Origin of the sequence: Micromonospora sp. MH99, from assembly GCF_021442385.1 — a bacterium.
GTDB lineage: Bacteria > Actinomycetota > Actinomycetes > Mycobacteriales > Micromonosporaceae > Micromonospora.
In genome coordinates this window covers 43,294-67,183 of record NZ_MUZA01000027.1, presented here as the reverse complement: position 1 = coordinate 67,183, position 23,890 = coordinate 43,294, and the positions used below count along the sequence as shown (strand labels likewise).

Annotated in this window: 28 protein-coding genes; 13 read left to right on the top strand and 15 right to left on the bottom strand. The window is 72.5% G+C overall.

All coding sequences use genetic code 11. From position 1 onward, the window contains the following. Positions 1-15 precede the first annotated feature (15 nt). Together B0E54_RS16555 and B0E54_RS16550 are read right to left on the bottom strand one after the other, a co-directional pair. Complete coding sequence (locus B0E54_RS16555; RefSeq protein WP_374109279.1) at positions 16-1,482, bottom strand: NADH-ubiquinone oxidoreductase-F iron-sulfur binding region domain-containing protein; 1,467 nt, start codon at positions 1,480-1,482, stop codon at positions 16-18. Then, the gene (locus B0E54_RS16550) at positions 1,479-3,116 is read right to left on the bottom strand and encodes a ferric reductase-like transmembrane domain-containing protein (RefSeq protein ID WP_234584437.1); all 1,638 of its coding nucleotides are present in this window, start codon (positions 3,114-3,116) and stop codon (positions 1,479-1,481) included. Before B0E54_RS16550 ends, B0E54_RS16555 begins: the two co-directional genes overlap by 4 nt. A 301-nt stretch (positions 3,117-3,417) precedes the next feature. On the opposite strand from B0E54_RS16550, the gene B0E54_RS16545 reads away from it, so the two are divergent. Next, a complete protein-coding gene (locus B0E54_RS16545) occupies positions 3,418-4,863 on the top strand; it encodes an alpha-amylase family protein (RefSeq protein ID WP_234584436.1) in 1,446 nt (481 codons plus the stop codon). Positions 4,864-4,938: 75 nt separating this feature from the next. Further along, positions 4,939-5,850 (top strand): L,D-transpeptidase, encoded by a 912-nt coding sequence (locus tag B0E54_RS16540; protein ID WP_234584435.1) that lies wholly within the window; start codon positions 4,939-4,941, stop codon positions 5,848-5,850. A gap of 10 nt (positions 5,851-5,860) precedes the next feature. Here the strand turns inward: B0E54_RS16540 and B0E54_RS16535 are convergent, their stop codons facing one another. The 4 genes from B0E54_RS16535 to B0E54_RS16520 are packed head-to-tail and all read right to left on the bottom strand — an operon-like array spanning position 5,861 to position 9,363. Next, a complete protein-coding gene (locus B0E54_RS16535; protein WP_234584434.1) occupies positions 5,861-6,493 on the bottom strand; it encodes a response regulator transcription factor in 633 nt (210 codons plus the stop codon). After that, positions 6,490-7,620, bottom strand: a complete 1,131-nt coding sequence (locus B0E54_RS16530) for a sensor histidine kinase (protein ID WP_234584433.1) — start codon at positions 7,618-7,620, stop codon at positions 6,490-6,492. The genes B0E54_RS16535 and B0E54_RS16530 overlap by 4 nt, the downstream gene beginning before the upstream one ends. A 26-nt stretch (positions 7,621-7,646) precedes the next feature. Further along, positions 7,647-8,462 (bottom strand): ABC transporter permease, encoded by an 816-nt coding sequence (locus B0E54_RS16525; protein WP_234584432.1) that lies wholly within the window; start codon positions 8,460-8,462, stop codon positions 7,647-7,649. Between the two features lies 1 nt (position 8,463). Beyond that, entirely contained in the window at positions 8,464-9,363 is a 900-nt protein-coding gene (locus tag B0E54_RS16520; protein WP_234584431.1) for an ABC transporter ATP-binding protein, read from the bottom strand. 253 nt (positions 9,364-9,616) lie between these two features. Between B0E54_RS16520 and B0E54_RS16515 the strand changes: the two genes are divergently transcribed. The 5 genes from B0E54_RS16515 to B0E54_RS16495 all read left to right on the top strand — a co-directional run bounded on the left by B0E54_RS16515 (position 9,617) and on the right by B0E54_RS16495 (position 12,336). After that, positions 9,617-10,471 carry an alpha/beta hydrolase gene (locus tag B0E54_RS16515; protein WP_234584430.1) on the top strand — a complete coding sequence of 285 codons (855 nt, stop codon included), beginning with the start codon at positions 9,617-9,619 and terminating at the stop codon, positions 10,469-10,471. A 276-nt stretch (positions 10,472-10,747) separates the two neighbouring features. After that, on the top strand, positions 10,748-11,011 hold the full coding sequence (locus tag B0E54_RS16510) for a hypothetical protein (protein WP_234584429.1): 264 nt from the start codon (positions 10,748-10,750) through the stop codon (positions 11,009-11,011). Between the two features lie 2 nt (positions 11,012-11,013). Then, entirely contained in the window at positions 11,014-11,274 is a 261-nt protein-coding gene (locus B0E54_RS16505) for a hypothetical protein (protein ID WP_234584428.1), read from the top strand. Then, a complete protein-coding gene (locus B0E54_RS16500; protein ID WP_234584427.1) occupies positions 11,271-11,927 on the top strand; it encodes a hypothetical protein in 657 nt (218 codons plus the stop codon). The genes B0E54_RS16505 and B0E54_RS16500 overlap by 4 nt, the downstream gene beginning before the upstream one ends. A gap of 1 nt (position 11,928) precedes the next feature. Next, complete coding sequence (locus B0E54_RS16495; RefSeq protein WP_255787116.1) at positions 11,929-12,336, top strand: hypothetical protein; 408 nt, start codon at positions 11,929-11,931, stop codon at positions 12,334-12,336. Positions 12,337-12,365: 29 nt separating this feature from the next. Here the strand turns inward: B0E54_RS16495 and B0E54_RS16490 are convergent, their stop codons facing one another. Both B0E54_RS16490 and B0E54_RS16485 read right to left on the bottom strand, forming a co-directional pair. Continuing rightward, on the bottom strand, positions 12,366-12,776 hold the full coding sequence (locus B0E54_RS16490) for a type II toxin-antitoxin system VapC family toxin (protein WP_234584425.1): 411 nt from the start codon (positions 12,774-12,776) through the stop codon (positions 12,366-12,368). Further along, entirely contained in the window at positions 12,773-13,054 is a 282-nt protein-coding gene (locus tag B0E54_RS16485; RefSeq protein ID WP_234584424.1) for a hypothetical protein, read from the bottom strand. The genes B0E54_RS16490 and B0E54_RS16485 overlap by 4 nt, the downstream gene beginning before the upstream one ends. 89 nt (positions 13,055-13,143) lie before the next feature. Here B0E54_RS16485 and B0E54_RS16480 point away from each other — a divergent pair, with 89 nt between their 5' ends. Further along, on the top strand, positions 13,144-14,289 hold the full coding sequence (locus B0E54_RS16480; RefSeq protein WP_234584423.1) for a site-2 protease family protein: 1,146 nt from the start codon (positions 13,144-13,146) through the stop codon (positions 14,287-14,289). Here B0E54_RS16480 and B0E54_RS16475 read toward each other — a convergent pair. Then, positions 14,274-15,551: an FAD-binding protein gene (locus tag B0E54_RS16475; protein WP_234584422.1), complete on the bottom strand. Its 1,278-nt coding sequence runs from the start codon at positions 15,549-15,551 to the stop codon at positions 14,274-14,276. The two genes, B0E54_RS16480 and B0E54_RS16475, sit on opposite strands and share 16 nt — an antisense overlap. Beyond that, positions 15,548-16,318, bottom strand: a complete 771-nt coding sequence (locus B0E54_RS16470) for a hypothetical protein (protein ID WP_234584421.1) — start codon at positions 16,316-16,318, stop codon at positions 15,548-15,550. The genes B0E54_RS16475 and B0E54_RS16470 overlap by 4 nt, the downstream gene beginning before the upstream one ends. A gap of 101 nt (positions 16,319-16,419) precedes the next feature. Here B0E54_RS16470 and B0E54_RS16465 point away from each other — a divergent pair, with 101 nt between their 5' ends. Then, positions 16,420-16,842, top strand: coding sequence for a hypothetical protein (locus B0E54_RS16465; RefSeq protein WP_234584420.1), 423 nt, complete (start codon positions 16,420-16,422; stop codon positions 16,840-16,842). A gap of 33 nt (positions 16,843-16,875) precedes the next feature. Here the strand turns inward: B0E54_RS16465 and B0E54_RS16460 are convergent, their stop codons facing one another. Then, complete coding sequence (locus tag B0E54_RS16460; RefSeq protein ID WP_234584419.1) at positions 16,876-17,805, bottom strand: LLM class F420-dependent oxidoreductase; 930 nt, start codon at positions 17,803-17,805, stop codon at positions 16,876-16,878. Positions 17,806-17,903: 98 nt separating this feature from the next. Here B0E54_RS16460 and B0E54_RS16455 point away from each other — a divergent pair, with 98 nt between their 5' ends. Further along, on the top strand, positions 17,904-18,215 hold the full coding sequence (locus B0E54_RS16455) for a helix-turn-helix transcriptional regulator (protein ID WP_234584418.1): 312 nt from the start codon (positions 17,904-17,906) through the stop codon (positions 18,213-18,215). Beyond that, a complete protein-coding gene (locus B0E54_RS16450) occupies positions 18,216-18,746 on the top strand; it encodes an SRPBCC family protein (protein ID WP_234584417.1) in 531 nt (176 codons plus the stop codon). 23 nt (positions 18,747-18,769) lie between these two features. On the opposite strand, the gene B0E54_RS16445 is transcribed toward B0E54_RS16450, so the two are convergent. After that, positions 18,770-19,555, bottom strand: coding sequence for a helix-turn-helix domain-containing protein (locus B0E54_RS16445; protein ID WP_234584416.1), 786 nt, complete (start codon positions 19,553-19,555; stop codon positions 18,770-18,772). Positions 19,556-19,618: 63 nt separating this feature from the next. On the opposite strand from B0E54_RS16445, the gene B0E54_RS16440 reads away from it, so the two are divergent. Beyond that, on the top strand, positions 19,619-20,443 hold the full coding sequence (locus B0E54_RS16440; RefSeq protein ID WP_234584415.1) for an SDR family oxidoreductase: 825 nt from the start codon (positions 19,619-19,621) through the stop codon (positions 20,441-20,443). A gap of 82 nt (positions 20,444-20,525) precedes the next feature. Here the strand turns inward: B0E54_RS16440 and B0E54_RS16435 are convergent, their stop codons facing one another. The 3 genes from B0E54_RS16435 to B0E54_RS16425 form a co-directional block, all read right to left on the bottom strand. Then, positions 20,526-21,563, bottom strand: a complete 1,038-nt coding sequence (locus B0E54_RS16435) for a hypothetical protein (RefSeq protein WP_234584414.1) — start codon at positions 21,561-21,563, stop codon at positions 20,526-20,528. Beyond that, positions 21,563-21,832 carry a hypothetical protein gene (locus tag B0E54_RS16430; protein WP_234584413.1) on the bottom strand — a complete coding sequence of 90 codons (270 nt, stop codon included), beginning with the start codon at positions 21,830-21,832 and terminating at the stop codon, positions 21,563-21,565. Before B0E54_RS16430 ends, B0E54_RS16435 begins: the two co-directional genes overlap by 1 nt. Positions 21,833-22,336: 504 nt before the next feature. Further along, positions 22,337-23,128: a class I SAM-dependent methyltransferase gene (locus B0E54_RS16425; protein WP_234584412.1), complete on the bottom strand. Its 792-nt coding sequence runs from the start codon at positions 23,126-23,128 to the stop codon at positions 22,337-22,339. Positions 23,129-23,202: 74 nt separating this feature from the next. Between B0E54_RS16425 and B0E54_RS16420 the strand changes: the two genes are divergently transcribed. Next, positions 23,203-23,871: a hypothetical protein gene (locus B0E54_RS16420; RefSeq protein ID WP_234584411.1), complete on the top strand. Its 669-nt coding sequence runs from the start codon at positions 23,203-23,205 to the stop codon at positions 23,869-23,871. The last annotated feature ends 19 nt before the right edge of the window (positions 23,872-23,890 follow it).

The following is a 23,890-nucleotide window of genomic DNA, read 5'->3' as shown; positions in this document are numbered from 1 at the left end:
GGTCAGTGCCCTTCCCTACTCGGCCTTCGCGAGACGCAGGGCGAGTTCCGGGCAGACCTTGACGGCCTTCAGGGCGCCCTCGCGCAGCCAGGTCGGCACGGGTGTGGTCGGGAACGCCGGATAGCCGTTGCCGTCCAGCCGGATGAAGTCCGGCACCACGTGCGCGCAGAGGCCGTGCCCGTCGCAGCGGGACCAGTCCAGGGTGAGCTTCTGCGGGTTGGGGTCGGGTGCGCCGGGCAGCCCCATGACGCCCTTGACCCGCCGGCCGCAACCGTCGCCGGTGCTGTGCAGCCGCAGGTCCTCGGCGAAGACCTCGATCGCGGAGAGGGCGAACCGCGCCGTGCCGTCCGGGTGGCTGCACGCGCCGCGGCCCTTGACCTCGCCGGCGGCGGCCCGCACCACGTCGGCCGGTTGGCTGCCTGCCACGGCCAGGTCGACAGCGCGGGCCAGGTCCGGCAGGCCCATCTTGCACGGGCCGCACTGGCCGGCGGACTCCCCGGCCAGGTAGCGCACCACCTGGGCGGCCTCGCCGAGCGGGCAGGTGTCCACACCGATCGGGACGATGATGCCGGCGCCGAGGGTGCCACCCACCGCGGCCAGACCCTTGCGGGAGACCTCGGCCTTCTCCGCGGCCTCCGGGGTGATCCACTTGCCGTGGTAGCCGCCCATCAGGATGCCCTGGACGTCCGGGACCTCGCACAGGTCGAGAACGTCGCGCAGCGGCATGCCCGCCGTGCACTCCACCACCGCCGGCCGGCCCGCCGCGCCGGTCACCGTGAGCAGCACGGTGCCCGGCTCGTCGTCGGTGCCGAGCGCCGCGTACTCGTACGGGCCGAGTCGCGCGCCGACGGCGAGCTGGGCGTACGTCTCGGCGTTGGACAGCAGGGTGGGCAGACCGCCGACGCCCGAGTCGCTGGAGCGCTTCTTGGTGCCCGGAGGGATGTGCGGCAGCCCGTTGATGCCGTTGACCAGGGCACCGCCCTCGCCGGAGATGAACCGGTGCGGCACGGTGACGATGGTGGTCGGCACCGGCATCCGGCGCTCCGCGAGAGCCTCCATCAGCGAGTCCCGGCCGACACCGTCGTCGGCGACGCCGATGACGATCTCCTCGGCGTCCAGCGCGTACGCGGCCAGCGCCGCGCCGTCGAGGATCAGGTGCGGAGCGCGGGTGAGCAGCACCTTGTCCTTCCAGCTGGCCGGCTCGCCCTCGGTGGCGTTGACGACCACCACCGCGGCGAGGTCCTGCCGCTCGCAGGACTCCAGAACGGCGCGCAGCTTGCGGGCGAACGGGAAACCCGCCCCGCCCTTGCCCTTGAGCTGCATGCCCTCGACGAGCCGGAGCAACTGCGCCGGTTCCATCGGACCGATCGGCCCGTGCACCTCCTCGTGCGCGGCCAGGTCGAGCCGGCCGAACTCGGCGAAGCCGGCGGTCAGCCGAGGCTCACCGACGCAGGCCACCGGCGGCACCGTCGTCCGCATCACTTCGCCTCACCCCGCAGCCCGGCCCAGTACGCCCCGTCCACGGCGTCCGCGCTGGCCTTGCGGCGCTTGGCGGACCGGCCCTCGCCGGAGGCCCGTCGGGCCCTCCGCGACGCCAGGTCGACGAGGGTGGGGGTGTCGTCGACGGGCGGCGGCACCTCCTCGGGCACGTACCGCGCCGGCGGGCGCCAGTAGTCCGGCTCCTCCGGCAGGTCGTCGTCGACGCTGTGCCGGCCGCTGCCGCTGCGCGGCGCCGCCGAGATCGGGCCGGCCGAGATCGGCTCGGCGGAGACCGGGCCGGCGGAGACCGGGCCGGCGGAGATCGGCTCGGCGGCCTGCCAGCGACGCGGGCTGTCCCACGGCTCCTCCGGCTCCTCGACCACCCGGCGGGGCGGCGCGGAGTACCGGGTGCCCTCGTCCTCGGAGCGGGACCGGCGGCTGCCGCGCTCGGCGGCCGGCTCCTCGGCGCGACGGCGTCGGGTCGGGGCGGCCTCCTCGTCCCGGTCACGGCTGCGCGACGCGCGCCGCCGGGTCACCGGCTCCAACTCCTCCTCGTCGCGGAGACGGGTGCCGGTCTCCTCGACACTGCGCCGGCTCGACCGGCGGGTCGTGGTCTCCGCCTCGTCGCGCCGTCCACGCGTCGGTCGGTCGGCGTCCTGCCGAGCCGCCGGCGCCTCGTCCCGCCGTCGTCGACTGGGCCGGGTCGGCTCGACGAGCGAGCCGGGCTCGGGCACCACCGGAACGGTGAACCGCTCCGGGTCGCGCCGCCGGGGGCCGACCGGGGCCGTCCAGGTGGCGGTGGTGGCCTCCGCCCAGGCCGGGCGCTTGTCCTCGCTCGCGTCCCGGCGGCGGCTAAGGCCGGCCAGCAGCGAGCGCCCGCGGCTCTCCTCGGTGCCCCGCCCGGCCAGCGCCGCGTTGCGCACGGCGGCCTGGTGCTGCTCGCGGCTGCGCCGGCCGATGGTGACCGAGAGGCGGACCAGCAGCGCAAACACGACAAGCAGGACGCAGGCGAGGTAGCTGAGCACCACCCAGGACGCCGCGGCCCGACCGGCGTTGAGGCCGTGCACGATCGCGAAGGGCCAGGCGAGGTACGCGGCGGAGTGCAGGGCCCGCCAGAGCCACTTCGGACCGACGCCGGCGAAGCGGGCCCGGATGATGCCGGTCCAGATCACGCTGACCATGAGCAGGGCGGCCACCGTGCCGAGGCCGACGTAGAGGCCGCGGCCACCGACGAACGGCACCAGCGAGTCGGTCGCCGCCGCGCGACCGGTAGCGATCTTGGTGAGGACGTGGAAGAACAGTCCGGCCACGCCCAGGACGCCTGTGGCGCGGTGCGCCGACTGCATCAGCACCCGGTGCGAGATGCCCAGCACCAGCCGGTCGGTGGCGAGCAGGCCCAGCATCACGGTGAGACTCAACGACACCAGGGAGATCACCCCGGCGAAGAACTCGGTGAAGAAGAAGCCGTACGCGTACGCCGTCTGACCGGCGCCGGTCAGCATCGTCGCCGCCCAGAGCGCGGCCAGCACGGACGCGATCAGCAACGTCGTCGCCGAGCGCGACCGGGTCCGCACCCCCCGACTGCTGGTGCTGGTCCGGACCTCGGTGGCCTTCTGGTTCTGCTTTGCCCGGGCCATCTGCTCCTCGATCGTCTCGCGGCGGCGTACCACCGGCCGACCCCTGCTCCCCCATCCAGTACGGACCGGCGGGGCGAGCGGATCACCCGGGGACGGAAATTTCTGGGCCGGATCGAACCGACCGACGCCGGGACGCGTGTAGCGGCCACCATGGACAGTGATCACCATCCATGCATTGACAGTCGTTGCAACACGCTTGTAACCTTTCGGCAAATTTCAGCATGGGTTGCAAGATTCGAGCAACCGATGCGATTCCCCCGCCGCACCACCACCCCCACCCCCGCTCCCGTCAGGAGTCCCGATGCACCGACGTCGACGCGGCTCGGCGATCCTCGCCCTCGGCCTGGTCGCCAGCCTGCTCGTCCCCCTCACCGCGACGGCACCCCCGGCCGCCGCCAGCCCGTCCGGCGCCAAGAAGGTCATCGTCCAGCTCTTCGAGTGGAACTGGCCGTCGGTGGCCAGCGAGTGCCAGAGCACGCTCGGCCCGAAGGGATACGGCTACGTCCAGGTCTCGCCCCCGCAGGAGCACGTGCGGGGCAACCAGTGGTGGCTGGCGTACCAGCCGGTCAGCTACCGGATCGAGTCCCGCAAAGGCACCCGGGCCCAGTTCCAGTCGATGGTCAACACCTGTCACGCGGCGGGCGTGAAGGTGCTCGTCGACGCCGTCATCAACCACATGTCCGGGCAGGACAACGGCGGCACCGGCTGGGCCGGCTCGTCGTACTCGCACTACGACTACCCGGGCATCTACCAGACCCAGGACTTCCACCACTGCGGGCGCAACGGCGGCGACGACATCGCCAACTACAACGACAGGTACGAGGTACAGAACTGCGAGCTGGTCAACCTGTCCGACCTCAGGACCGAGTCGGACTACGTCCGGACGAAGATCGCGTCGTACCTCAACGACCTGCTCTCGCTCGGCGTCGACGGCTTCCGGCTGGACGCCAGCAAGCACATGCCGGCCGCCGACATCGCCGCGATCAAGGCCAAGCTGTCCCGCTCGGCGTACCTGGTGCAGGAGGTCATCTACGGCGCCGGCGAGCCGGTCCAGCCGACCGAGTACACCGGCAACGGTGACGTGCACGAGTTCCGCTACGGCAAGGACCTGGCCCGGGTCTTCCGCTCCGAGCGGCTCGCCTACCTGAAGAACTTCGGCGAGGGCTGGGGGCACCTGCCCACCGGGTCGGCCGCGGTGTTCGTGGACAACCACGACACCCAGCGGGACAGCAGCGGGGTGCTGACCTACCGCGACCGGGGGATCTACGCCCTCGCCAACGCCTTCATGCTGGCCTGGCCGTACGGCTCGCCGACCGTCATGTCCAGCTACACCTTCAGCAACCGCGACGCCGGCCCGCCCTCGGACGGCAACAACAAGACGCTGAACACCGCCTGCTACTCCGGCTGGGAGTGCGAGCACCGCTGGCCGGTGATCGCCAACATGGTCGGCTTCCGCAACGCCACCGAGGGCGCGGGCATGGCCAACTGGTACGACAACGGCAACAACCACATTGCGTTCAGCCGCAGCGGCAAGGGCTTCGTCACGCTCAACGACGAGGACTCCGCCGTGAACGGTCGCTCGTACTACACCGGGCTGCCCGCCGGCCGGTACTGCGACGTCATCCACGGCACGTACGCGGGCGGCACGTGCAGCGGACCGGTGATCACCGTGGACGGTAACGGCTGGTTCGCCGCGAACGTTCCGGCGCACGACGCGGTGGCCATCCACATCGGCGCGCGGGTCTGACCGACTCCGGGCCCCCGGCCGGCGGGTATCGCCGAACCGGGGGCCCCGGACCGTCCACAGCCATAAAGTGGTTTGGTGCCGTTTGACCGAATGTCCCCGTACCGCCGCCGTGCCGGCTGGATCGCCGCCGGCATCGCCGTACCCGTGCTGCTGGCCGCCGCGCTGCTGGTCGGCCAGGCTCTCACCCCACGCTCGACGGCCCCCGAGAGTCGAAACGTGGTGGCAGCCGATCCGACGCCGAGCAGCGTCGAGCAGAGCCCGGAGGAGTCGGTCCCGCCGGCCGCGCCCGCCCCGGACGGTCTGCCGGTGCTCGACTACGACCCCGCGCCCAGGGGTTTTCCCGCCGACCCGGCCACGATGGACGTCACGCCCCTGACCGAGGGCGTGCACCCGACCCGGCGGATCGCCGCGTACGACGCGCCCGGCGGACGACCGCTGGCCTTCTTCGAACCGACGCTCGCCGGTGTCGAGCTGACCGTGCCGATCGCCGAGCGCCGGGTCGGCTGGACCGCAGTCCTGCTGCCCTCGGCCAACCGGCGGCTGGCCTGGCTGGCACCGGGCGGGTTCGACACCGTGGCGCTGCGCGACCAGATCGTGGTGGAGCGCAAGGTGCACCGGCTCACCTGGTACCGGGCCGGCAAGGCGGTGCGTTCCTGGGAGACGAGCCTCGGCCAGTCCGGGCAGGAGACGCCGCTCGGGCGGACCTTCGTCCTGGGCCGCACCCCGCCACCCGAGGAGGTCTACGGCGGGGTGGACATCTACGCCCTCGGGTCGGTGCCCGACGACCCGGAGGCCGTGCCGACCGGCCTCAAGGGCGCGCACATCGGCCTGCACACCTGGCACAACGACGACGACCTGGGCGAGAACACCACCAACGGCTGCATCCGGGTCACCCGCAGCGGCCAGCGGGAACTGCTCGCCGAGGTCCGACCCGGCAGCAGCCTGGTGGTCGTCGACCAGCTCCCCACCCCACCGCCGACCGCCTGAGCGGGGCCGCTCAGTCGCCGAGCAGCCAACCGTTCTGCTCGGCGATGCGCACGGCCGCCGCCCGGTTGCGGGCGCCGGTCTTACCGATCGCCGCGGACAGGTGGTTGCGCACCGTCCCCTCGGACAGGTGCAGCGCCTTCGCCAGCTCGGCGACCGCGCCACCGGCGCGCGCCGCCCGCAGCACCTCGGTCTCCCGCTCGGTCAGCGGGCTCGCCCCGGTGGCCAGGGTCTCCGCGGCCAGCGTCGGGTCGACCACCCGCAGGCCCGCGTGCACCCGGCGGACCGCGTCGGCGAGCTGCCGGGCCGGGGTGTCCTTGACCACGAAGCCGTTCGCGCCGGCCTCCATGGCGCGACGCAGGTAGCCGGGCCGACCGAACGTGGTCACCACCAGCACCCGGCACGCCGGCAGCGCGGTCCGCAGCGCGGCGGTGGCGGCGATCCCGTCCAGGCCGGGCATCTCCACGTCCAGCAGGGCCACGTCGGGCGTGTGCTGGAGCGCTTCGGGCACCACCTCGTCGCCCCGGCCCACCTCGGCCACGACCGTCAGGTCCGGCTCCAGCGACAGCAGGGCAGCCAGCGCGCCCCGCACCAGCGCCTGGTCGTCGGCGAGCAGCAGCCGGATCGGCGCCGACGAGCCGCTCACCGGGCCTCCGCCGGAGCGTGCACCCGCAGCAGGAAGCCGGTGCCGTCCCGCCGCCGACCCACGGTCACCACGGCATCCAACCGGCGGGCCCGCTCCCGCAGACCCACCAGCCCGTACCCGGCGGCGTCGGGAGTGGACGGCCCCCGACCGTCGTCGCCGACCTCGACCCCGTCCGGGCGCACCCGGATCGTGCAGCACCGCGCCCCGCTGTGCCGGACCACGTTGGTCACCCCTTCGCGCACCGCCCATCCGAACAACCGGTCCCACTCGGGCGGCAGCTCCGGCGTCTCGGCCGGCACCTGGGCCGCGATGCCCGCCGCGGCGAGGGCGGACCGCGCGCCGGCCAGCTCACCGGCGAGGGTGACCTCCCGGTACGCCCCGACGGTCTGCCGCACGTCCGCCAGCGCCGCCCGCGCCAGCTTCTCCACCTCGGCGATCTCGGCGGCCGCCCGGACGGTGTCGACCTCGATCAGCCGCCCGGCCAGCTCGGCCTTGATCGCCACCACGGTCAGCGAGTGCCCGAGGATGTCGTGCAGGTCGCGCGCGGCGCGGGCCCGTTCCTCGGCGACCGCGAGCCGACCGATCTCCTGCTGCGCGGCCTGCAACTCGCTGTTGCGCTGGGCCAGTCGGGACACGCCGAACATGGCGAACGAGGCGAGGAGCACCGCGAAGACGATGCCGTTCTCCGCCTCCCAGCCCGGCACCAGCCAGGACGCCAGCGCGGGAGTCACGGCGCAGAGCGCCACGGTCACCGCCGCCTCCCACGGCGGCAGCAGGAACACCCCGGCCGCGGCCACGTAGACCAGGGTTGCCAGCCAGTCGCCGTCGGTGCCCGGGATGCTCGCCAGGCCCACCGCGAGCAGCACCAGCAGGGCCACCCGTGCCCGCCCCGCCGGGATCGGCAGCAGCAGCTGGCGCAGCCGGCGGGCCCACTGGAACAGCAGCACGTAGCCCAGACCGAAGACGACAAGGGCGGTCACCCCGACGACCCGCCGCCACGGCTCCGGCTGCTGCAGCGCCGTGGAGATCGGCACATTGAGGAAGAACAGCCACACGGCGGCCAGCAGCCAGCCGATGTACCGCCAGTGGCGGTTCATCGGCTGGGGCTGCCCCGTCGGGAGGTCCATCGGCTCCACGCTAGCGGTCGCGGCGGTCAGACCCGAGCGGTGTCCCGGCGGAACAGCCGGGCCGCGCCGACGCCGAAGGCCAGAGTCCAGAAGACCATGTTGGCCACCCCGGCCATGCTCACCCCGTCGCCGGTCAGCGGGGCGCGGGCCAGCTCACCCATGCCGTACACCGGGGTGAACTTCGCGACCTGCTGTAGCACGTGCGGCAGCACCTCGACCGGGACGAACAGCCCGCCGAACATGGCCAGCACGGCCAGGATCGGCCCGATGAACTGCATGACGTTCTCGGCCGGCACCAGGTAGCCGATGAACAGACCGAACGCGGCGAAGACCAGCGAGCCGAGCCACGCGGCGAGCCCGGACAGCAACCAGACGTCCAGCGGGAGGCGGACGCCGGCCGCGGCGCCGACCACGAACTCGATGACGACCGCGATCAGGCCGAGGGTCATCGCGGTGGCCACCTTCGTCGCCACGTAGGCGGTCGGGCGCAGCGGCGTGAGCCGCAGCTGCCGGCTCCAGCCCAACGCGCGCTCGGTGGCCACCGCGCCGCCCGCGCTGGTGGTCGCCACCATCGCCGCGTACACGGCGAGGCTGATCATGACGTACGCCATCACGGGTCGGCCGTTGTCCAGCGTCTGCCCCCGCTGCGGCAGGCCGAAGATGAGGAAGAAGACCGCCGGCATGATCAGCGTGAAGGCGAGGGTGCGGCGGTTGCGCAGCACCCGGCGCAGTTCGATGCCGAGGACTGCCGGGGCGAAGCCGCCCATCGCGGGCAGCCGGCGGTCGGGCTGGGTGGGACTGTCGGTGCGGGTGGCGGCGGGGGTGGCCGGCAGGGTGGACATCTCAGGCTCCGATGCGCTCGGTGGTCAGGGCGAGGAAGGCGTCCTCGAGGTTGCGGGAGGTGATCTCCACGTCCCGGGCGGCGGTCCGGGTGAGCAGGTGACGGGCGATCGCGTCCGAGTCGCCGGTACGCACGAGGACGCTGTCGCCGCGTACCTCCACGGCGTCCACGCCGGGCAGCGCGGCGAGCGCGGCCTGGTCCGCGCCGGGCAGGGTGGCCCGCACCGTACGGCCGGCGGCCAGGTTCTTGATCTCCGCGGTGGTGCCGTCGGCGACGATCCGTCCCTGCCGGACCAGCACGATCCGGTCGGCGTACGCGTCCGCCTCGTCCAGGTAGTGGGTGGCGAAGATGACGGTCCTGCCGTCGCGGGCGTCGCGGCGCAGGGCCTGCCAGAAGTCCCGGCGGCCCTCGACGTCCATCCCCGTGGTCGGCTCGTCGAGCACCATCAGGTCCGGGTCCGGCAGCAGGGCCAGGGCGAAACGCAGCCGCTGCTGCTGACCGCCGGAGCACCGCCCCACGATCCGGTCGGCGATGTCGGCGATGCCGGCGCGCTCCAGCACCTCGGCGGCCGGGCGGGTGTGCCGGTAGAAGTGGGCGGTCATCCGCACGGTCTCGCCGACGGTGAGGTCCTTGAGCAGCCCGCCGGTCTGGAGTACGGCGGCGACCCGACCCCGGGCCACCGCGTCGTCGGCGGTGCCGCCCAGGACGCGGACCGTGCCCGCGTCCGGGCGGGCCAGGCCGAGCAGCATGTCGATGGTGGTGGTTTTGCCCGCGCCGTTGGGGCCGAGGAACGCCACCACCTCGCCGGGCTGCACTCGCAGGCTCAGCCCGTCGACAGCGGTGACCGTGCCGAAGGTCTTGGTGAGGCCGTTCAGCTCGACGGCCGGATGCGTACTGGTCATGGCATAGATGCTCCGGCGTCGCGAAGGTCGGCTCCCGGAGCGGCCGTCACGTTCCGGCCGTGACATTTGTCAGGGCGCGGGTCGCACGGAGAGGAACGGGCCGGCGAGCGAGGACCGCGGCGAGCGTGATGCCTCCGTGTCATCAATATGCCCCTGAGTCATCACGCTCGCCGCCACATCCACCCCCAACCGAGGCATCGCGGGCGCGGCAGCGGGTAAGCGCCGCCGGACGCCGCGACACCGGGAGGACGCGATGGGTGCCACACCGCAGGGCCGGGTCGACACGGTCGTGCTGATCCACGGACTCTGGATGACCTCCCGCAGCTGGGAGGGGTGGGCCCAACGGTTCACTGAGCGCGGGATGCACGTCATCGCTCCCGCCTGGCCCGGCATGGACCGGTCGGTGGAGCAGTTGCGCGACGACCCCAGCCCGATCGCCGAGCAGAGCATCGCCACCATCGTCGCCCACTACGACCGGATCATCCGGGCGCTGCCCCGACCGCCGATCATCATGGGGCACTCGTTCGGCGGCCTGTTCACCCAGATCCTCGTCGACCGGGGTCTCGGCGCGGCGGTGGTGGGGGTGCACCCGGCGGCGATCAAGGGGGTGCTCAAGGTGCCGCTGAGTCAGCTGCGCTCCGGCTTCCCGATCCTGCGCAGTCCCGCCAACCGGAGCAGGGCTGTCCCGTTCACCCCAGACGACTTCGCCTACACGTTCGGCAACACAATGAGCCGGGAGGACTCCGACCGGGCCTGGCAGCGCTACGCCGTCCCCGGCGCCGGCCGGGTGTTCTTCGAGGGCGCCTTCGCCAACGTCGACCCGCGCTCACCCGCCCGCGTCGACGTCGGGCGCAACGACCGGGCGCCGCTGCTGCTGATGGCCGGCGGAGAGGACCACGTGGTGCCGGCGTCGGTGGTCCGCACGAACGCGGGGCTCTACCAGAAGTCCCGGGCGCTCACCGCGTACGAGGAGTTCCCCGGCCGGTCGCACTTCACGGTCGGGGCGCCCGGCTGGGAGGAGATCGCCGACTACGCGCTGGACTGGGCGCTGCGGGCGGCGGCGCTGCCCCGGGAGGCGACGATCGCCAGCGAGGCCCCCCGCCGCTGAAGCGCCGGTCACCGCCATCGCATCGGTCATCGCCGTCTCGCCAACGACCGCGAGCAGGCACCGTCGTGGGCGGCCCGGCCACGTTCGCCAGCTCGGCCGGCAGGTAACTCGGCGTAGAGCGGTATGACACACAGGTATAAATATTCCCCTGTGTCATACCGCTCTCCGCACCAGCGCCTCGGGGCTGCGGACAGTACTTGGTGTCGGTTAGTGTTCGTCCCTCCACGGAACGTACGAACGTGATTCGCGTCGCGCGTAGTCGACCAGGAGGACAGCATGGCCAGCATCGAACAAGTGAAGGCCGCGCTCGCCCAAGCAGCCGACCAGAGCAACACCACGACAAACCAGATCCGCGCTGCCATCGAGAGCACCGAGCAGGTGCTGGTCCGCCTACGCACGGTGGCCGCCGGCACCGGCCACCCGACGCTCGGCGAAGCCATCGCCCGCGCCGAACAGAGTAAACAGCGGCTGGTCGAAGCGGCCACCATCATGCAGGGCAGCAGCCAAGCCGCCCGGCAGTACATGAGCGTGCTGGGCTGACCGTGAGCATCGGCGAGATCAAAGCCGCCCTCCGCGAAGTCGACGGCTTACTCGGCGAAGCCGCCGCTACGGTCGAGGAGATCGGTGCCCAACTCGCCGAGGCAACCAGCTTGACCCTCACCACCCTGCACGACAGCCAACATGACGAGGCGAACAAGGCCCGTACGGCGTTGACCTCCGCCAAACGCGAGGTAGAGCTGATCCTCCGCACGATCACCGTGATCAAGGACAACACGGGCAGCTATCGGGAGTCGCTCGGATGACTGGGCTCCTCGCCCAGGTCGTGGCACAGCTCAACTCCGCCATTGAAAAGTTGGACGCCCTAGCCGTCAAAGCCGGCCGCGCCCAGCAGGACACGGCCGAGGCTCAGGGAAATCTTCGCCGGCTCGGTAGCGGGAGCGAGAACCCGAAGCTCGGCCTGGCGATCAGCCAGAGCCGCACCGCTCTCGACAAGACCGGCCGGCTCGGCCTGCTGAGTAGCAACGCCGCGCACCATCTCGCCAACTACGTCAACGTGATCGCCCCGGGTTCCGTCCCCGCTCGTGTTGACGGGGACCGCGGATCACCATCGGGCGAACGAGTGGTCGCAGAGGCAGAGAGCAGGGGCAGCCGAGCCGAAGCCTTCCTCCGGCGTCATGTTAAGAAGGCGGACGAGACCGAGGGCAACCTTCAGGACGCTGAGCAGGCCACGACGGCCGGGCTTCGCGAGTTGATGCATCAGATCAAGGGCGGCCCCGGCGGCACCGCGACCTCCACCGCCGCTCCCAAGCCCGCCCCGCCCGCAGATCGACCACAGTTGGAACACCCGGTCAGCTCCGTCATCATGGCGGCTGGAGCCGTGGCCGTCGGCCTGAAGGGCCTGTGGAACATGACCAAAAAGCACCGCGAGAGGAAGCATCGTGACGATCAGTCCTGACATGGTCGCCTACATCCGCACCATGGTGACGGGCGACCACGCCGAGAACGACCGCATCGAGGCTCGCCTCGACAGTCAGGGCTGGGAGGGTTTCGCCACGCTGCTCGGTGCGGTCTTCTACCTCGCGGTCGACCGCCACTTCCCCAACGGTGCCAGCCCGGAGGAGGTGATCCGGTTCGTCAGCCACATGCGGAGCACGACAACCGGTGGTGCCGAGACTGACGCGACCAGCGCAGAGAAGCTGATCAGCGCCGCTCTCGACCCGACCATCGAGATGGACGTCGACCCTAAGATCGCGGGTCGTATCCAGGGCTTGGCCATTCTGCATACGCTCGGCGGTGGGAGGATCTCCGACGACGAACTCGATTCCCTCCTGAACGAAGCGGCTGTTTTGGCCAGCCGTATCTAACGTCCGGTGACGAGCCAGTCAGTGTGCACTCAACTCCAGTCGAGCGAGATGTCGAGGATCTCCAGATCCGGCGGCACCGCCGGGGCGACCCGCTTGGGGTCGCGGGTCACCAGGTAACAGCGGTACAGCACGGCGGTCGCAACGGCGTGCGCGACGTCCAGCGGCACGTCGAACCGCGCTGCGATCCGGGCCACCCGGCGACTGGTCGGTGCGTCGTACACCGCGACTTTGATCTCCCGTTCCTCGCTCAGGAGCAGGTCGAGGAGGTGGACGGCGGGTGTGCCAGCCACCTCCAGCTGCGCCTGCCCCAGGCAGAGAGCCGGGATCCACACCTCCTGCGCCGGGTCCTCCTCGGCGAGAGTCAGGATCGCCCCCGGTTCGACGCTGTCGCCGGAGGCGTAGGCGAGCAGGGCGGACGTGTCCAGGACCAGACCGTTCACGCGGCGGCCGGCCCGTCCTGGTCGAACTGGCGGAGCCACTCGGCGTTGCGCGCGTGCTGCTCGTCGGTGATCGGTGCCAGGGCGGCAAGGTGGGACCGGGTCCGTTCGACGTCCTCGTCGGTAACCACGTAGCCGAGCTGCTCCCACCGGGCCCGCAGGTTGTCGGCGCGCATTTTCCGGCGCAGGATCCCGGCGATGAAACCCGACGTGTTGCCCTGCGTGCGCTCCACGTACGCGGCCACGTCGTCGGGCAGGCTGATGGTGATCCGGCGAGTCATACTCTGACCCTACCCGCTGCATACCCCGGACCAACGCTCCTTAGCGCGGCATGTCGCATGGCTCGCCCAACCGGGGGTAACGGACAGGGATGAGGGCAAGTTTCCGGCTCGGACGGATCGCGGGGGTGCCGGTCGGGGTCAACTGGAGCGTTCTGGTCATCTTCGCGCTGATCGCGTGGGGGCTGGCCGCGAACCAGTTTCCCCGCTCGTACCCGGACCGCTCGCCGGTGGCGTACACCCTCGCCGGTCTGGCCGCGGCGGTGGTCTTCTTCGTCGGCCTGCTCGCCCACGAGGTGTCGCACGCAGTGGTCGCCAAACGCAACGGGCTGACCGTCGACGGCATCACGCTCTGGCTGTTCGGCGGGGTGGCGGAGCTGAAGGGCGAGCCGCGCGACCCCGGCGCGGAGCTGCGGATCGCGGGCGTCGGCCCGCTGGTCAGCCTGCTGCTCGGGGCGTTCTTCGGTGTCATCGCGCTGCTGTTCGCGCTGGCCGGGCAGGGTGGACTGCTCTTCGGCGCGATCGCGTGGCTGGCCGGCATCAACGTGCTCCTGGCGATCTTCAACGTGCTGCCGGCCGCACCGCTGGACGGTGGCCGGCTGCTGCGCGCGGCGGTGTGGAAGGCCACCGGCGATCGGAGCCGAGCGTCCGTGGTGGCCGCCCGGGCCGGCTGGGTGCTGGGTGTGCTGCTGATCGGCCTCGGGCTGTGGCAGTTCCTGTCCGGTATCGGCTTCGGTGGGCTCTGGCTGGCGCTGATCGGCTGGTTCCTGATCGGCGCAGCCGGGGTGGAGGAGCGGCAGGCCCGCGCCGGAAGCGCACTCCGCGGCATCCGGGTCGCCGACGTGATGACGCCGCAGCCGCAGACCGCCTCGGCGGACATGACGGTCGCCGACTTCGTGGACCACTACCTCTTCGCGTACCGGCACTCGGCGCTGCCGCTGACCGAGGACGGCCGACCGACCGGCCTCGTCACCCTGGACCGGGTGCGGGGCGTACCCGCCGACCGGCGGATGTCGACCACGCTGGCCGAGGTGGCCTGCCGGGCCGACCAGCTGGTCCTCGCGCAGCCGGGGGAAGAGCTCAACGACCTGCTCCCCCGGCTCAGCGAGTGCGCCGACGGCCGCGCCCTGGTGGTGAGCGACGACGGCCTGCTCACCGGCATCGTCTCCCCCAGCGACATCAGCCGCGCCGTTCAGCGCGGCAGCCTGCGCACCCCGGTCGGTCAGCGGGGGAAGTAGCGGTCCAGCAGGTCGGTGCGGAACGTGCCGGTCGGGTCCAGGCGGGTCAGCAGGGCGGCGAAGTCGGCGTGGCGGGGGTAGCGGGCGGCCAGCTCGGTGGGGGCGGTGACGAAGACCTTGCCCCAGTGCGGGCGGGGCGCGAACGGCGCCAGCCGGTCCTCCACCTCGGCCAGCACCGGCAGCACCGCGTCGGCGTCGTCGACCCAGGTGAAGTGGACCACGAAGCTGTCCCGCCGGTGGTTCGGGCTGAGCCACAGCTCGTCGGCCGCCACCGTCCGCAGCTCGCACACCTGCAACACGGGGGCGATCAGGTGCGCCACCTCGGCCAGCGCGGCGAGCGCCCCGGCCGCCGCCGTACGCGGCAGGTGGTACTCGGACTGGAGTTCGTCACCGCTGCTCGGGGTGAAGCCGAGCTTGAAGTGCGGCAACCGCTCGTGCCACGGGCCCGGCACGCCGAGCTGTGGGGTGCAGTTCTCGGCCGGCATGCCGAGCACCGGGTGTCGCGGCTGGTCGGCGGCCGTGGTGCCGAGCCAGTCCGTCTCCGGCGGCGGCTGGTCCGCGAGCTGCTTGCGCCACACCTCCCGCAGACGCGGGGTACGCCAGTCGGTGAACACGCTCACGCTGTACGCCGAGTCGAACGCCTCGTCCAGCGCCTCGACGGGTAGGTCGAGGCGCACGTACTGGCGCAGCTCGAACGTCGGCACCAGATCCAGGGTTACCCGGGTGACCAGGCCGAACGCGCCGAGCCCGACCACCATGCCGGCGAACGTGTCGCCGTCGGTGTCGCGGTCCACGTGCGTCAGGTCCCCGTCGGCGTTGACCAGCTCCAGGGCGGCTACCGAGGTGGCCAGGTTGCCGTGGGCGGGGCCGGAGCCGTGGGTGGCGGTGGCCACCGCGCCGGCGACCGAGATGTGCGGCAGTGAGGCGAGGTTGGCCAGCGCGTACCCCTGGCCGTGCAGGTGCCGGGCGACGTCGCCGTAGCGCAGCGCGCCGGCGACGGTGACCTGCCCGCGCTCGCGGTCGATCTCGATCGTCGGGGGCAGGCCGGCGAGCGAGACCAGGTCCCCGGTGGTGTCGCCGAGGCGGTTGAAGGAGTGCCCGGTGCCCACCGCGCGGATCCGGGAGCTGCCGGCGACCAGCCGGCGCACCTCGTCGACGGTGGTGGGGCGGTGGAACTCCCGCGCGGCGTAGCGCACGTTGCCGGCCCAGTTGCGGCGTGGCACGTCGGTGCTGGCCGTCTGATGCTGTCCCTGCGCGGTCATGGGGCGGTCTCCCGATCGGTGGACTGGTGGTCGGCCAACGCGGCGACGAGGGCTTCCAGAACCGCATCCGCCTGGTACGTGGGGTAGCCGCGTTGGGCGATCGGCAGACCGGCGGCGGTGGCGCGTTCGATCTCGCCCCGGGCCGCCTGCCGGGTCGCCGCATCCCCGGAGATCAGGGCGTCCTGGCCGCGTCGGATCAACCTGTCGACCCGATCCATCTGGTAGCCACGCAGGCCGACCGGGAGGTCCGGGGCGGCGAAGGCGGCGCGGCGCAGAGCGAGCAGGTCGACGAACCGGTCCCCGGCGCAGCGCGCGAGCGCCTCGGCCACCTGCTCGGGTTGCTCCCGGACCTGGTCGAAGACCAGCAGCTCGACGGCCGGCCGGCCGTCGATCGGGTGGCGGGCGGTGACCGGTTCGAATGCCGCAGCCGGTGCGGGCACCAGCAGCAGGCGCGGCGGCGTCGAGTAGCCGTCGCGGCGGGGCGGCTCGTCGAGGACCAGCGCGTCGACCTCGGCCCACCGGATCTCCCGGCGCAGGCCGGGCCGCCGGATGCTGAGCCCTTCCGGGGTGATCCCGAAGCGGAACGGCCGCAGCGCGCTGACCAGCACCACCGCGCCGAGCGCGATCGCACCCACGGCGACGATCGTCCGTAGCAGGGCGCCGTCGCTGGGGTAGACCAACAAGAGCACCCCACCGAGTACGCACACCAGGGCGAGCACCCGGGCCCCCCGGCTCCGGCGCAGCTCCACGCTCGGACCCCCGTTCATGACCGTGGCGTCGGTCCTCGCATCCTCCGACAGACCGGGCGCCACGGACACCGGACGATCGGGCACGGTTGTTCTCGCCATCGTCGGGGAACCCTACGCCCATGAGCAGCTACCGTGATCCGGCCCCGCGGGGCGATGTCTTCCCCTCGGAGGAGGAGCTGGACCCGACCGGCAGCGCGGTCGAGCCGGCCAGCGCCCCGCCGGGCGCCCGGTTGTCGAGCCACCCGGCGCCCACGCCCGGCCCCCGTCCGACACCCGCCCCCGCGCCCGCGCCGACGCCCGTACCGTCGCCCGGTCCGCCGCCGCGCGAGCCTGGCGGCGAGTCACGGTCGATCGTGACGCGCCACCTGGACGGGTCGGTCGAGGTGGTCACCGACCTCGACGGCGACGGCCTCGCCGACGTCGTCCAGATCGACGTGGACGGTGACGGCGTACCGGACATCACCTATGTGGACAGCGACCGCGACGGCCGGCTGGACACCGTGCTGCGCGACCCGGGCCGCCCGGCCCACCACCGCGCCTGACGCGACGGCCGGCCGGCGGTCGGGTTGCCGGGCTCAGAGGTTCGCCATCACCTCGGTGGCGACCAGGTCGAGGTGGTCCAGGTCGGTCAGGTCGAGCACCTGGAGATAGAGCCGCTGGCTGCCGATCTTCGCGTACCGGCCGATGGTGTCCAGGACCTCGTCGGGCGTGCCGGCGAGACCGTTGGCCCGCAGCTCGTCCGGCTCGCGGCCGATGGCGGCGGCCCGGCGGGCCACCTCGGCGTCGTCGCGCCCGCAGCACAGCACCAGGGCGTTGGACCAGACCAGGTCGCCCGGGTCCCGACCGATCTCGGCGCACGCCGCGCGCACCCGCTCGAACTGCGCCGCCGAGTCCGCCGTCGAGGCGAACGGCAGGTTGAACTCGTCGGCGTAGCGGGCGGCCAGCCGGGGTGTGCGCTTCGGACCCATCCCGCCGAGCAGGATCGGCGGGCGGGGCTGCTGCACCGGCTTGGGCAGGGCCGGGGAGTCGCTGACCGGGTAGTACCGGCCGTCGTGGCTGAACCGCTGCCCGTCCGGGGTGGACCACAAACCGGTGATGACCGCGAGCTGCTCCTCGAGCCGGTCGAACCGCTCGCTCAGGGCCGGGAACGGAATGCCGTACGCGGTGTGTTCGTCGGCGTACCAGCCGGTGCCGATGCCCAGCTCCACCCGGCCGCCGCTCATCTGGTCGACCTGCGCCACGGTGATCGCCAGCGGGCCGGGGAGCCGGAAGGTCGCTGCGGTCATCAGCGTGCCGAGCCGGATGCGGCTGGTGTCCCGGGCCAGGCCGGCGAGGGTGGTCCACGCGTCGGTGGGGCCGGGATCGCCGCTCACCCCGCCCATCTTGAGGTAGTGGTCGGACCGGAAGAACGCGCCGAAACCGGCGTCCTCGGCGCGGCGGGCCACCGCGAGCAACTGGTCGTAGGTGGCACCCTGCTGGGGCTCGGTGAAGATCCGCAGTTCCATGCGTCCGAGCATAGGGAGCCGATCGGCGGACCGCGTCCGGACGGGCGGCCCGGTCATATTCCTTGACCGTCATATAACGCTTGAGGCATATTGGTCTGGTGGCCACCGACGCCTTCACCGTCCTCGCCGAGCCCACCCGACGCCGGATCCTGGACGCGCTCCGCGACACCGACCGCAGTGTCGGCGAGCTGGTCGACGGGCTCGGGGTCAGCCAGCCGGCCGTTTCCAAGCACCTGCGGGTGCTGCGCGAGGCCGGCTTCGTCTCCTGCCGCACGGCCGCCCGGCAACGGATCTACCGCCTCGAGCCGGGCCCGCTGCGGGCGGTGGACGGCTGGCTCGACCCGTACCGCCGGCTCTGGACGCGGCACCTGGACGCCCTCGAACGACACCTCGACAGTCAGGAGCAGTAAATGAACCGCGACGCGTTCCGTCCGAGCCCACCCGCCGAGGTGCGCGCCGAGCCCACCGACGGCGGCGCCGTCCTGGTCTTCGTCCGTGACCTGCGGCACCCGCCGGCCACCGTGTGGGCGGCGCTGACCGATCCGACACAGCTCGCCCAGTGGGCCCCGTTCCTCGCCGACCGGGACCTCGGTGACCCCGGTGCCGCCGTGCTCACCCTCGTCGACGGCGAGACCACCGCGGAGCAACCGGCGACGGTACGCCGGGCCGAGCCGCCCCACCTGCTCGAATACACCTGGGGTGACGACCTGCTGCGCTGGGAGCTGACCCCCGTGGGCGCCGGCACCCGGCTCACCCTGCGGCACACCGTCGCCGACCGGGGCATGCTGCCGATGGTCGCGGCCGGCTGGCACCTCTGCCTCGACGTGGCCGAGAAGCTGCTCGACGGCGACCCGGTAGGCCCGATCCGGGGCGCCGAGGCCAAGGACTTCGGCTGGGCCGAGCTGCGCGACACGTACGCCGAGCGGTTCGGCCAGGGCTGAGGCGCGGCCCGACGCCCCGGACCTCAGAGCAGCCTGGCCAGGGCGTACGCCGAGGGTGTCTCCGGCGCCGCCTGGTAGGCGATGATCACCTGACCGTCGGCGCCGGCGACCGCAAGCGTCTCCCGCCGGAGGGTGAGCGGCCCGACGACGGGGTGGTGGAATCGCTTGACCTCGTCGCGTGTCGGCCGGACGTCGTGCGCGGTCCAGACGTCGCGGAAACGGCCGTCAGCCAGCAGCTCGGCGATGAGGTCGGTCGTCGCGGGGTCGCGCGGGTCGGCTTCGGCCCGGAGCGCGGCGACGCTCTGCGCGGCGATCTGGGCCCAGTCGGGGAACAGCGTGCGCACCGTGGGGTCGCGGAACATGCCGCGGACCAGGTTCTGACCTGGTGTGTAGAGCGGGGACAGCGCCATGGCGAGCTTGTTGGCCGCCAACACGTCGAAGCGGCGGTCGCGGACGTACGCGGGCGTCTGGCCGAACGAGTCGATGAGCTGCTGCACGGCGTCGGACGCCGCGGCGTGCTCGCGCGCCGGCGGCGCGGGGGTGGCCAGCGCGGTGAGATGTGCCCGCTCGTCCTCGTTCAACCGCAACGCGCTCGCCAGGGCGTTCAGCACCTGCGGCGACGGGTTGCGGTCCGTGCCCTGTTCCAGGCGGGTCAGATAATGCTGGCTGACGCCCGCGAGACGAGCCAGTTCGTCACGGCGTAGTCCTGGTACGCGTCGGCGCCCGAACGAGGTCACCCCCGCCTCGCCCGGCCGGACCCGCCCGCGACGCGCCTTCAGGAAGTCACCCAGCGCGTTCTCGCCGTTCATTCCCGCCAGCCTAGCCCCGTCAGGGTGCTGGCAGGCCGGCGTCCGCCGGCGCAGGGTCGAGTCATGAAGACATGGTTCATCACCGGCGCGTCCCGCGGTTTCGGCCGCATCTGGGCCGAGGCCGCACTCGAACGCGGCGATCAGGTCGCCGCCACGGCACGGGACCGCCGGACGCTTGAGGATCTGACCGGGGCGTACGGGGACCGGGTCCTGCCGCTGACCCTCGACGTGACCGACCGCCCGGCCGTGTTCGACGCGGTGTCCCGTGCCGCGGCGGCGTTCGGCCGGCTCGACGTCGTCGTCAACAACGCGGGTTACGGGCTGTTCGGCATGGTCGAGGAGACGACCGAGGAACAGGCCCGCGCGCAACTGGAGACGAACTTCTTCGGCGCGCTCTGGGTGACCCAGGCCGCCCTGCCGGTGCTGCGGGCGCAGGGCACCGGCCACCTCCTCCAGGTTTCCAGCATCGGGGGCATCGGCGCCTTCCCCACCCTGGGGCTCTACAACGCGTCGAAGTGGGCACTGGAAGGGCTCAGCGAGGCCCTGTCGGCCGAACTCGCCCCGCTCGGAGTGACGGTGACGATCGTGGAGCCGGGCCCGTACGGCACCGACTGGTCCGGGGACTCGGCCGCGCACACCGAGCCGATCGAGGCGTACGAGCCGGTACGACAGGCACGCCGCGCCGGGGCGTCCACGCGTACGCCCGACGATCCGGCGCTGACCGCCGGCGTCATCCTGCAACTCGTCGACTCCGCCGAGCCGCCGTTGCGCCTGTTCCTCGGGCCGTACCCGTACCGTCTCGCCGAGACGTTGTACGCGAACCGGCTCGCCACCTGGCACGACTGGCGCTGGCTGGCGGAGCAGGCCGGCCCGCCGCAGGGGGCGTGAGCGCTGGCCGGCGGACGGCGTGCCGGGCCCACTGTGAACGGTGGACGGCCGGGTCGACCGTACCGCCGGCTCCGGGCCCGCGTCAGACGTACGGCCGGGTGGCGTACGCGGTGCGCAGCGCGGCCAACCCGGCCGACTTCGGCGACAGCGTTCCCCACCCGGAGTTGAAGTAGTTGGTCCGCGCGATACGGGGTCCACGCTCGGCGTTGAGCTGGGCGATCGCCGCGGGAACTGTAGCGATCCAGGCCGCCTGGTCCGGGATCTCGGCCGATCGCACCCCGTACTCCGCGATGATCACCGGTCGGGACAGCGCCACCGGGCCGAGATCCGCGACCGCCCAGTCCTTCGTCCGGCGGAAGCGGGCCAGCGCGGTCTGGCCGACAGCTGTCGCGTAGGCGTTCCACTGCAGGTAGTCCAGCCGCGACATCAGCGACTCCGGGTGGGTGCGCTGGAAACACGCCCGGTCGAAGCCGCCCAACCCGACCGAGAAGGTCGTCCCGGCGGGCAACGTGCGGGCCTTGAACCAGGTGACGATGTAGGTCATGGCCTGCACCGCCCGCGCGTCGGACTCGGCCCAGGTGTACGCCTTGCCCGCCTCGGTCGTGCCGAACTCGTGGTCCGTGTCCAACTCGGACGCGAGCTGGATGTTCACCCCGAAGCCGAACGTCCGGTACTGGGACAGGGCGCGGGCGAACAGACCGTCGCACTGGCCGTTGAGCACCTGGGTGTACCCGTACGCCTTCGGCCAGGTGGTGCCGGGTCGCTGCTGGATCGTCATCGACGGCGCCGGCACGGTGTAGCTGACGCCGTCCACCGTGAAGGTCTGCGGCCCGGCGTCGCCAGCGCCGTAGTGCTTCAACTCCAGGACCATGTTGATCTGCACCCCGGCCTTGCCCAGGTTGATGAGCCACGGCCGGTTGTAGCCGGGAAAGACGTACCCGTCGGCGAAGCTGCGGTACTGGGTCAGCGAGCGGAAGTTGCCGCCGGCCATGTCGGCCGTCGGGTCGGCGCCGCCGGACAGGTAGTAGCCGCCGAGGACCGGTTGGCGCAGGCTGTAGTCGACGCCTGCCGTCGCGGTGTTGCCGGCCGCGTCGCGGACCTGGACGGTGACCCGGGGCATCACGCCACCGCCCGGTACACGGCGACCGAGCCGTTGTCGGAGACCCGGGACCAGGTACGCCCGGAGTTGTCGCTGACGGTCACGGTCAGCGGGTCGATGACCGCGGTGACCTTGACCGGCGCGCTGCTGTTGCCCTGCGCGTCGGTGACCACGATGGTGACGGTCAGTGGTTTGGTGTCGGCGTCGGAGTACGTGACGGTCAGCAGCATCTGGTCGCCCGGTGCGAAGACGGACGCGTTCAGGGCTGCGGTCGCGGTAGGAGCCGCCATGTCACTGCCTCTCTGATGAGGTCGCCGGGGCGGACGCGCGGGTGAGCGACGCCGGACCAGGCGAGATCCACGATGCGGGAAGGCTGGTGGAGCACGGGAGCGGCGGCGCGGCCGGTGGACGGCGGCGCCGGCGGTGGGCGATGGCCACCGCCGCGGGCATCCGCGGCGGTGTGGGCGACCGCGCCTTACGTGTGGTCGGGCCGGCGGCTGTGCCGTGCCCGCCGTGGCGGGGTCGGGCTGGGCGAGGGCGGCACCGACGTGGACGATGCTGTCCGCGATGGGCCGGAGGACTGGGATGTGGCCCGACATCCGTCCGCCTCCTCGCCTGCCCTAAGCGTGCTCTACCAGGGGCTTTACCGTCTTGTCCGGTTAGCGACAATCGCCCTGGTGTCGGGCCATGCGTCCGGCGCGCGGTGCTGGGCTACCGGCGTGCCGCAAGCGGACGACAGGTGGTGTCCGTCGCCTGTCGCGCCGGCCTCCGGCAACCGGCCCGAGCCGTCCCTGCTACGGCGCCGTGCCCGCCACGGCCCAGGCCCGCGCGGTGAGCCGGATCGAGCCGTCCGGCTCGATCGGCAGCCGGCCCGCCAACAGGTCCCGCAACGCCGCCCGTTGCGGCTCACCCAGCGAGGTGACGTACGACGGGGCGCTGCCCTGCCCGCCGAGGAACGGCCGCCAGTAGTCGTCGAAGTCGGCGAACACCGTCGGCACGTCCACCGGCCGGACCGACACGTCCCGCAGGCCGGCGTCCACCCACAGGTCCCGCAACGGTTCCGGCCGGCACATGCTGAACCGGCTCGCCTCGTCCCGCCCCGCCGCACCCGGGTCGAGGTGGGCGACGGCGGCCCAGAAGTGCCGCATCATCGCCATGCCCTCCGTGTAGTCCCACACGTACGCGGACACCGCCCCCGCCGGCCGGACGACCCGGGCGAACTCGGCGACCGCCCGCGCCGGCTCGGGCACGAAGTTGAGCGTCAGCCCGCTGACCACCACGTCGACGGTGCGGTCGGGCACCGGCAGCGCGCGGGCGTCCCCGACGTGGAAGCTCGCCCGCGCGTCCTGGACGCGGGCACGCGCCTGGGCGACGAAACCCGCCGAGGGGTCGATGCCGGTGATCCGGGCGGGATCGGCCTCGGCGAGGACCGTCGCGGTCAACGCGCCGGTGCCGCAGCCCACGTCGAGCCAGTGCCGCCCGGGTGCCACGGCCAGTCCGCGTACGAAGTCGGCCGCGACCAGGCGGCTCCACCGACCCACGTACGCCTCGTACGCGTCGGCGTCCGCCCACACCGGGTGTGTCATGTCCGCACGATACGACAGCGTCCGTGGGCGCAAGGGCGAAGCGCCTCGTTGCCCCGGGCTGGCACACTGCCGCCGTGACGATGACCCAGACGTCGGCGGTGCACCGGGTGCACGCGTGGCAGCGCCTCCTGGTGGTGGCCGCGCTGGTGGCTTCCGTGGTCCTGCTCGGCTGGGCGTACCAGACCGGGGGCGACACCCTGCGTTTCCGGTTCGGGTGGGTCGCGGTCGTGCTGACCGCGGTCCCGTTGTTCGTCATGCGGGGGCGGCAGTTCACGTACGCCTGCCTGGCTGTGGGTGTCTCGTTGCTCGTCCTGGCCTGCGGGCCGGCGCCGGCCGGGCTCCTACCGGCGATGCTGGTCCTGCTGGCCACCACCGCGGACCCGCGGCGGTCGCCGTGGCGGGCCCGGCTGTCGGTGCTCGTCGGCGCGGCGCTGGTGGTCGTCCCGGTCGTGGCGTCAGCGGGAGCGGTGCGCGACTCGCTGACGTCCCCGCCGGTCGGCTTCGTCGTCCACACCGACGCGGATACCGAGGTGACCGACCTCGTCGGGCCGGGAGACGTGAGCGTGGTCGGCGTGCACACCCGGTACGACGACGGCGACGGGGGGCCGATCAGCTTCGTCGAGTTCACCCCCGGTCTGTCGGCCGACGGGCAGGATCAACTGCGCCGCCAGCTGGCGCAGAAGCCAGGCGTGTCGAAGATCTGCTCGTGGTACCGGAACAATCACCTGCGGTCCGCCTGCTGAGCGGCCGGTTCCGACCGCC

Bases quoted from the DNA above. Each gene is read 5' to 3' on its own strand.
- B0E54_RS16530 (WP_234584433.1), bottom strand. From the start codon at position 7,620: ATGGACCTCCCGACGGGGCAGCCCCAGCCGATGAACCGCCACTGGCGG.
- B0E54_RS16515 (WP_234584430.1), top strand. From the start codon at position 9,617: ATGGGTGCCACACCGCAGGGCCGGGTCGACACGGTCGTGCTGATCCAC.
- B0E54_RS16485 (WP_234584424.1), bottom strand. From the start codon at position 13,054: ATGACTCGCCGGATCACCATCAGCCTGCCCGACGACGTGGCCGCGTAC.
- B0E54_RS16440 (WP_234584415.1), top strand. From the start codon at position 19,619: ATGAAGACATGGTTCATCACCGGCGCGTCCCGCGGTTTCGGCCGCATC.
- B0E54_RS16450 (WP_234584417.1), top strand. From the start codon at position 18,216: ATGAACCGCGACGCGTTCCGTCCGAGCCCACCCGCCGAGGTGCGCGCC.
- B0E54_RS16470 (WP_234584421.1), bottom strand. From the start codon at position 16,318: ATGAACGGGGGTCCGAGCGTGGAGCTGCGCCGGAGCCGGGGGGCCCGG.
- B0E54_RS16495 (WP_255787116.1), top strand. From the start codon at position 11,929: ATGGTCGCCTACATCCGCACCATGGTGACGGGCGACCACGCCGAGAAC.
- B0E54_RS16445 (WP_234584416.1), bottom strand. From the start codon at position 19,555: ATGAACGGCGAGAACGCGCTGGGTGACTTCCTGAAGGCGCGTCGCGGG.
- B0E54_RS16435 (WP_234584414.1), bottom strand. From the start codon at position 21,563: ATGCCCCGGGTCACCGTCCAGGTCCGCGACGCGGCCGGCAACACCGCG.
- B0E54_RS16425 (WP_234584412.1), bottom strand. From the start codon at position 23,128: ATGACACACCCGGTGTGGGCGGACGCCGACGCGTACGAGGCGTACGTG.
- B0E54_RS16510 (WP_234584429.1), top strand. From the start codon at position 10,748: ATGGCCAGCATCGAACAAGTGAAGGCCGCGCTCGCCCAAGCAGCCGAC.
- B0E54_RS16500 (WP_234584427.1), top strand. From the start codon at position 11,271: ATGACTGGGCTCCTCGCCCAGGTCGTGGCACAGCTCAACTCCGCCATT.
- B0E54_RS16460 (WP_234584419.1), bottom strand. From the start codon at position 17,805: ATGGAACTGCGGATCTTCACCGAGCCCCAGCAGGGTGCCACCTACGAC.
- B0E54_RS16430 (WP_234584413.1), bottom strand. From the start codon at position 21,832: ATGGCGGCTCCTACCGCGACCGCAGCCCTGAACGCGTCCGTCTTCGCA.
- B0E54_RS16465 (WP_234584420.1), top strand. From the start codon at position 16,420: ATGAGCAGCTACCGTGATCCGGCCCCGCGGGGCGATGTCTTCCCCTCG.
- B0E54_RS16545 (WP_234584436.1), top strand. From the start codon at position 3,418: ATGCACCGACGTCGACGCGGCTCGGCGATCCTCGCCCTCGGCCTGGTC.
- B0E54_RS16525 (WP_234584432.1), bottom strand. From the start codon at position 8,462: ATGTCCACCCTGCCGGCCACCCCCGCCGCCACCCGCACCGACAGTCCC.
- B0E54_RS16480 (WP_234584423.1), top strand. From the start codon at position 13,144: ATGAGGGCAAGTTTCCGGCTCGGACGGATCGCGGGGGTGCCGGTCGGG.
- B0E54_RS16550 (WP_234584437.1), bottom strand. From the start codon at position 3,116: ATGGCCCGGGCAAAGCAGAACCAGAAGGCCACCGAGGTCCGGACCAGC.
- B0E54_RS16520 (WP_234584431.1), bottom strand. From the start codon at position 9,363: ATGACCAGTACGCATCCGGCCGTCGAGCTGAACGGCCTCACCAAGACC.
- B0E54_RS16475 (WP_234584422.1), bottom strand. From the start codon at position 15,551: ATGACCGCGCAGGGACAGCATCAGACGGCCAGCACCGACGTGCCACGC.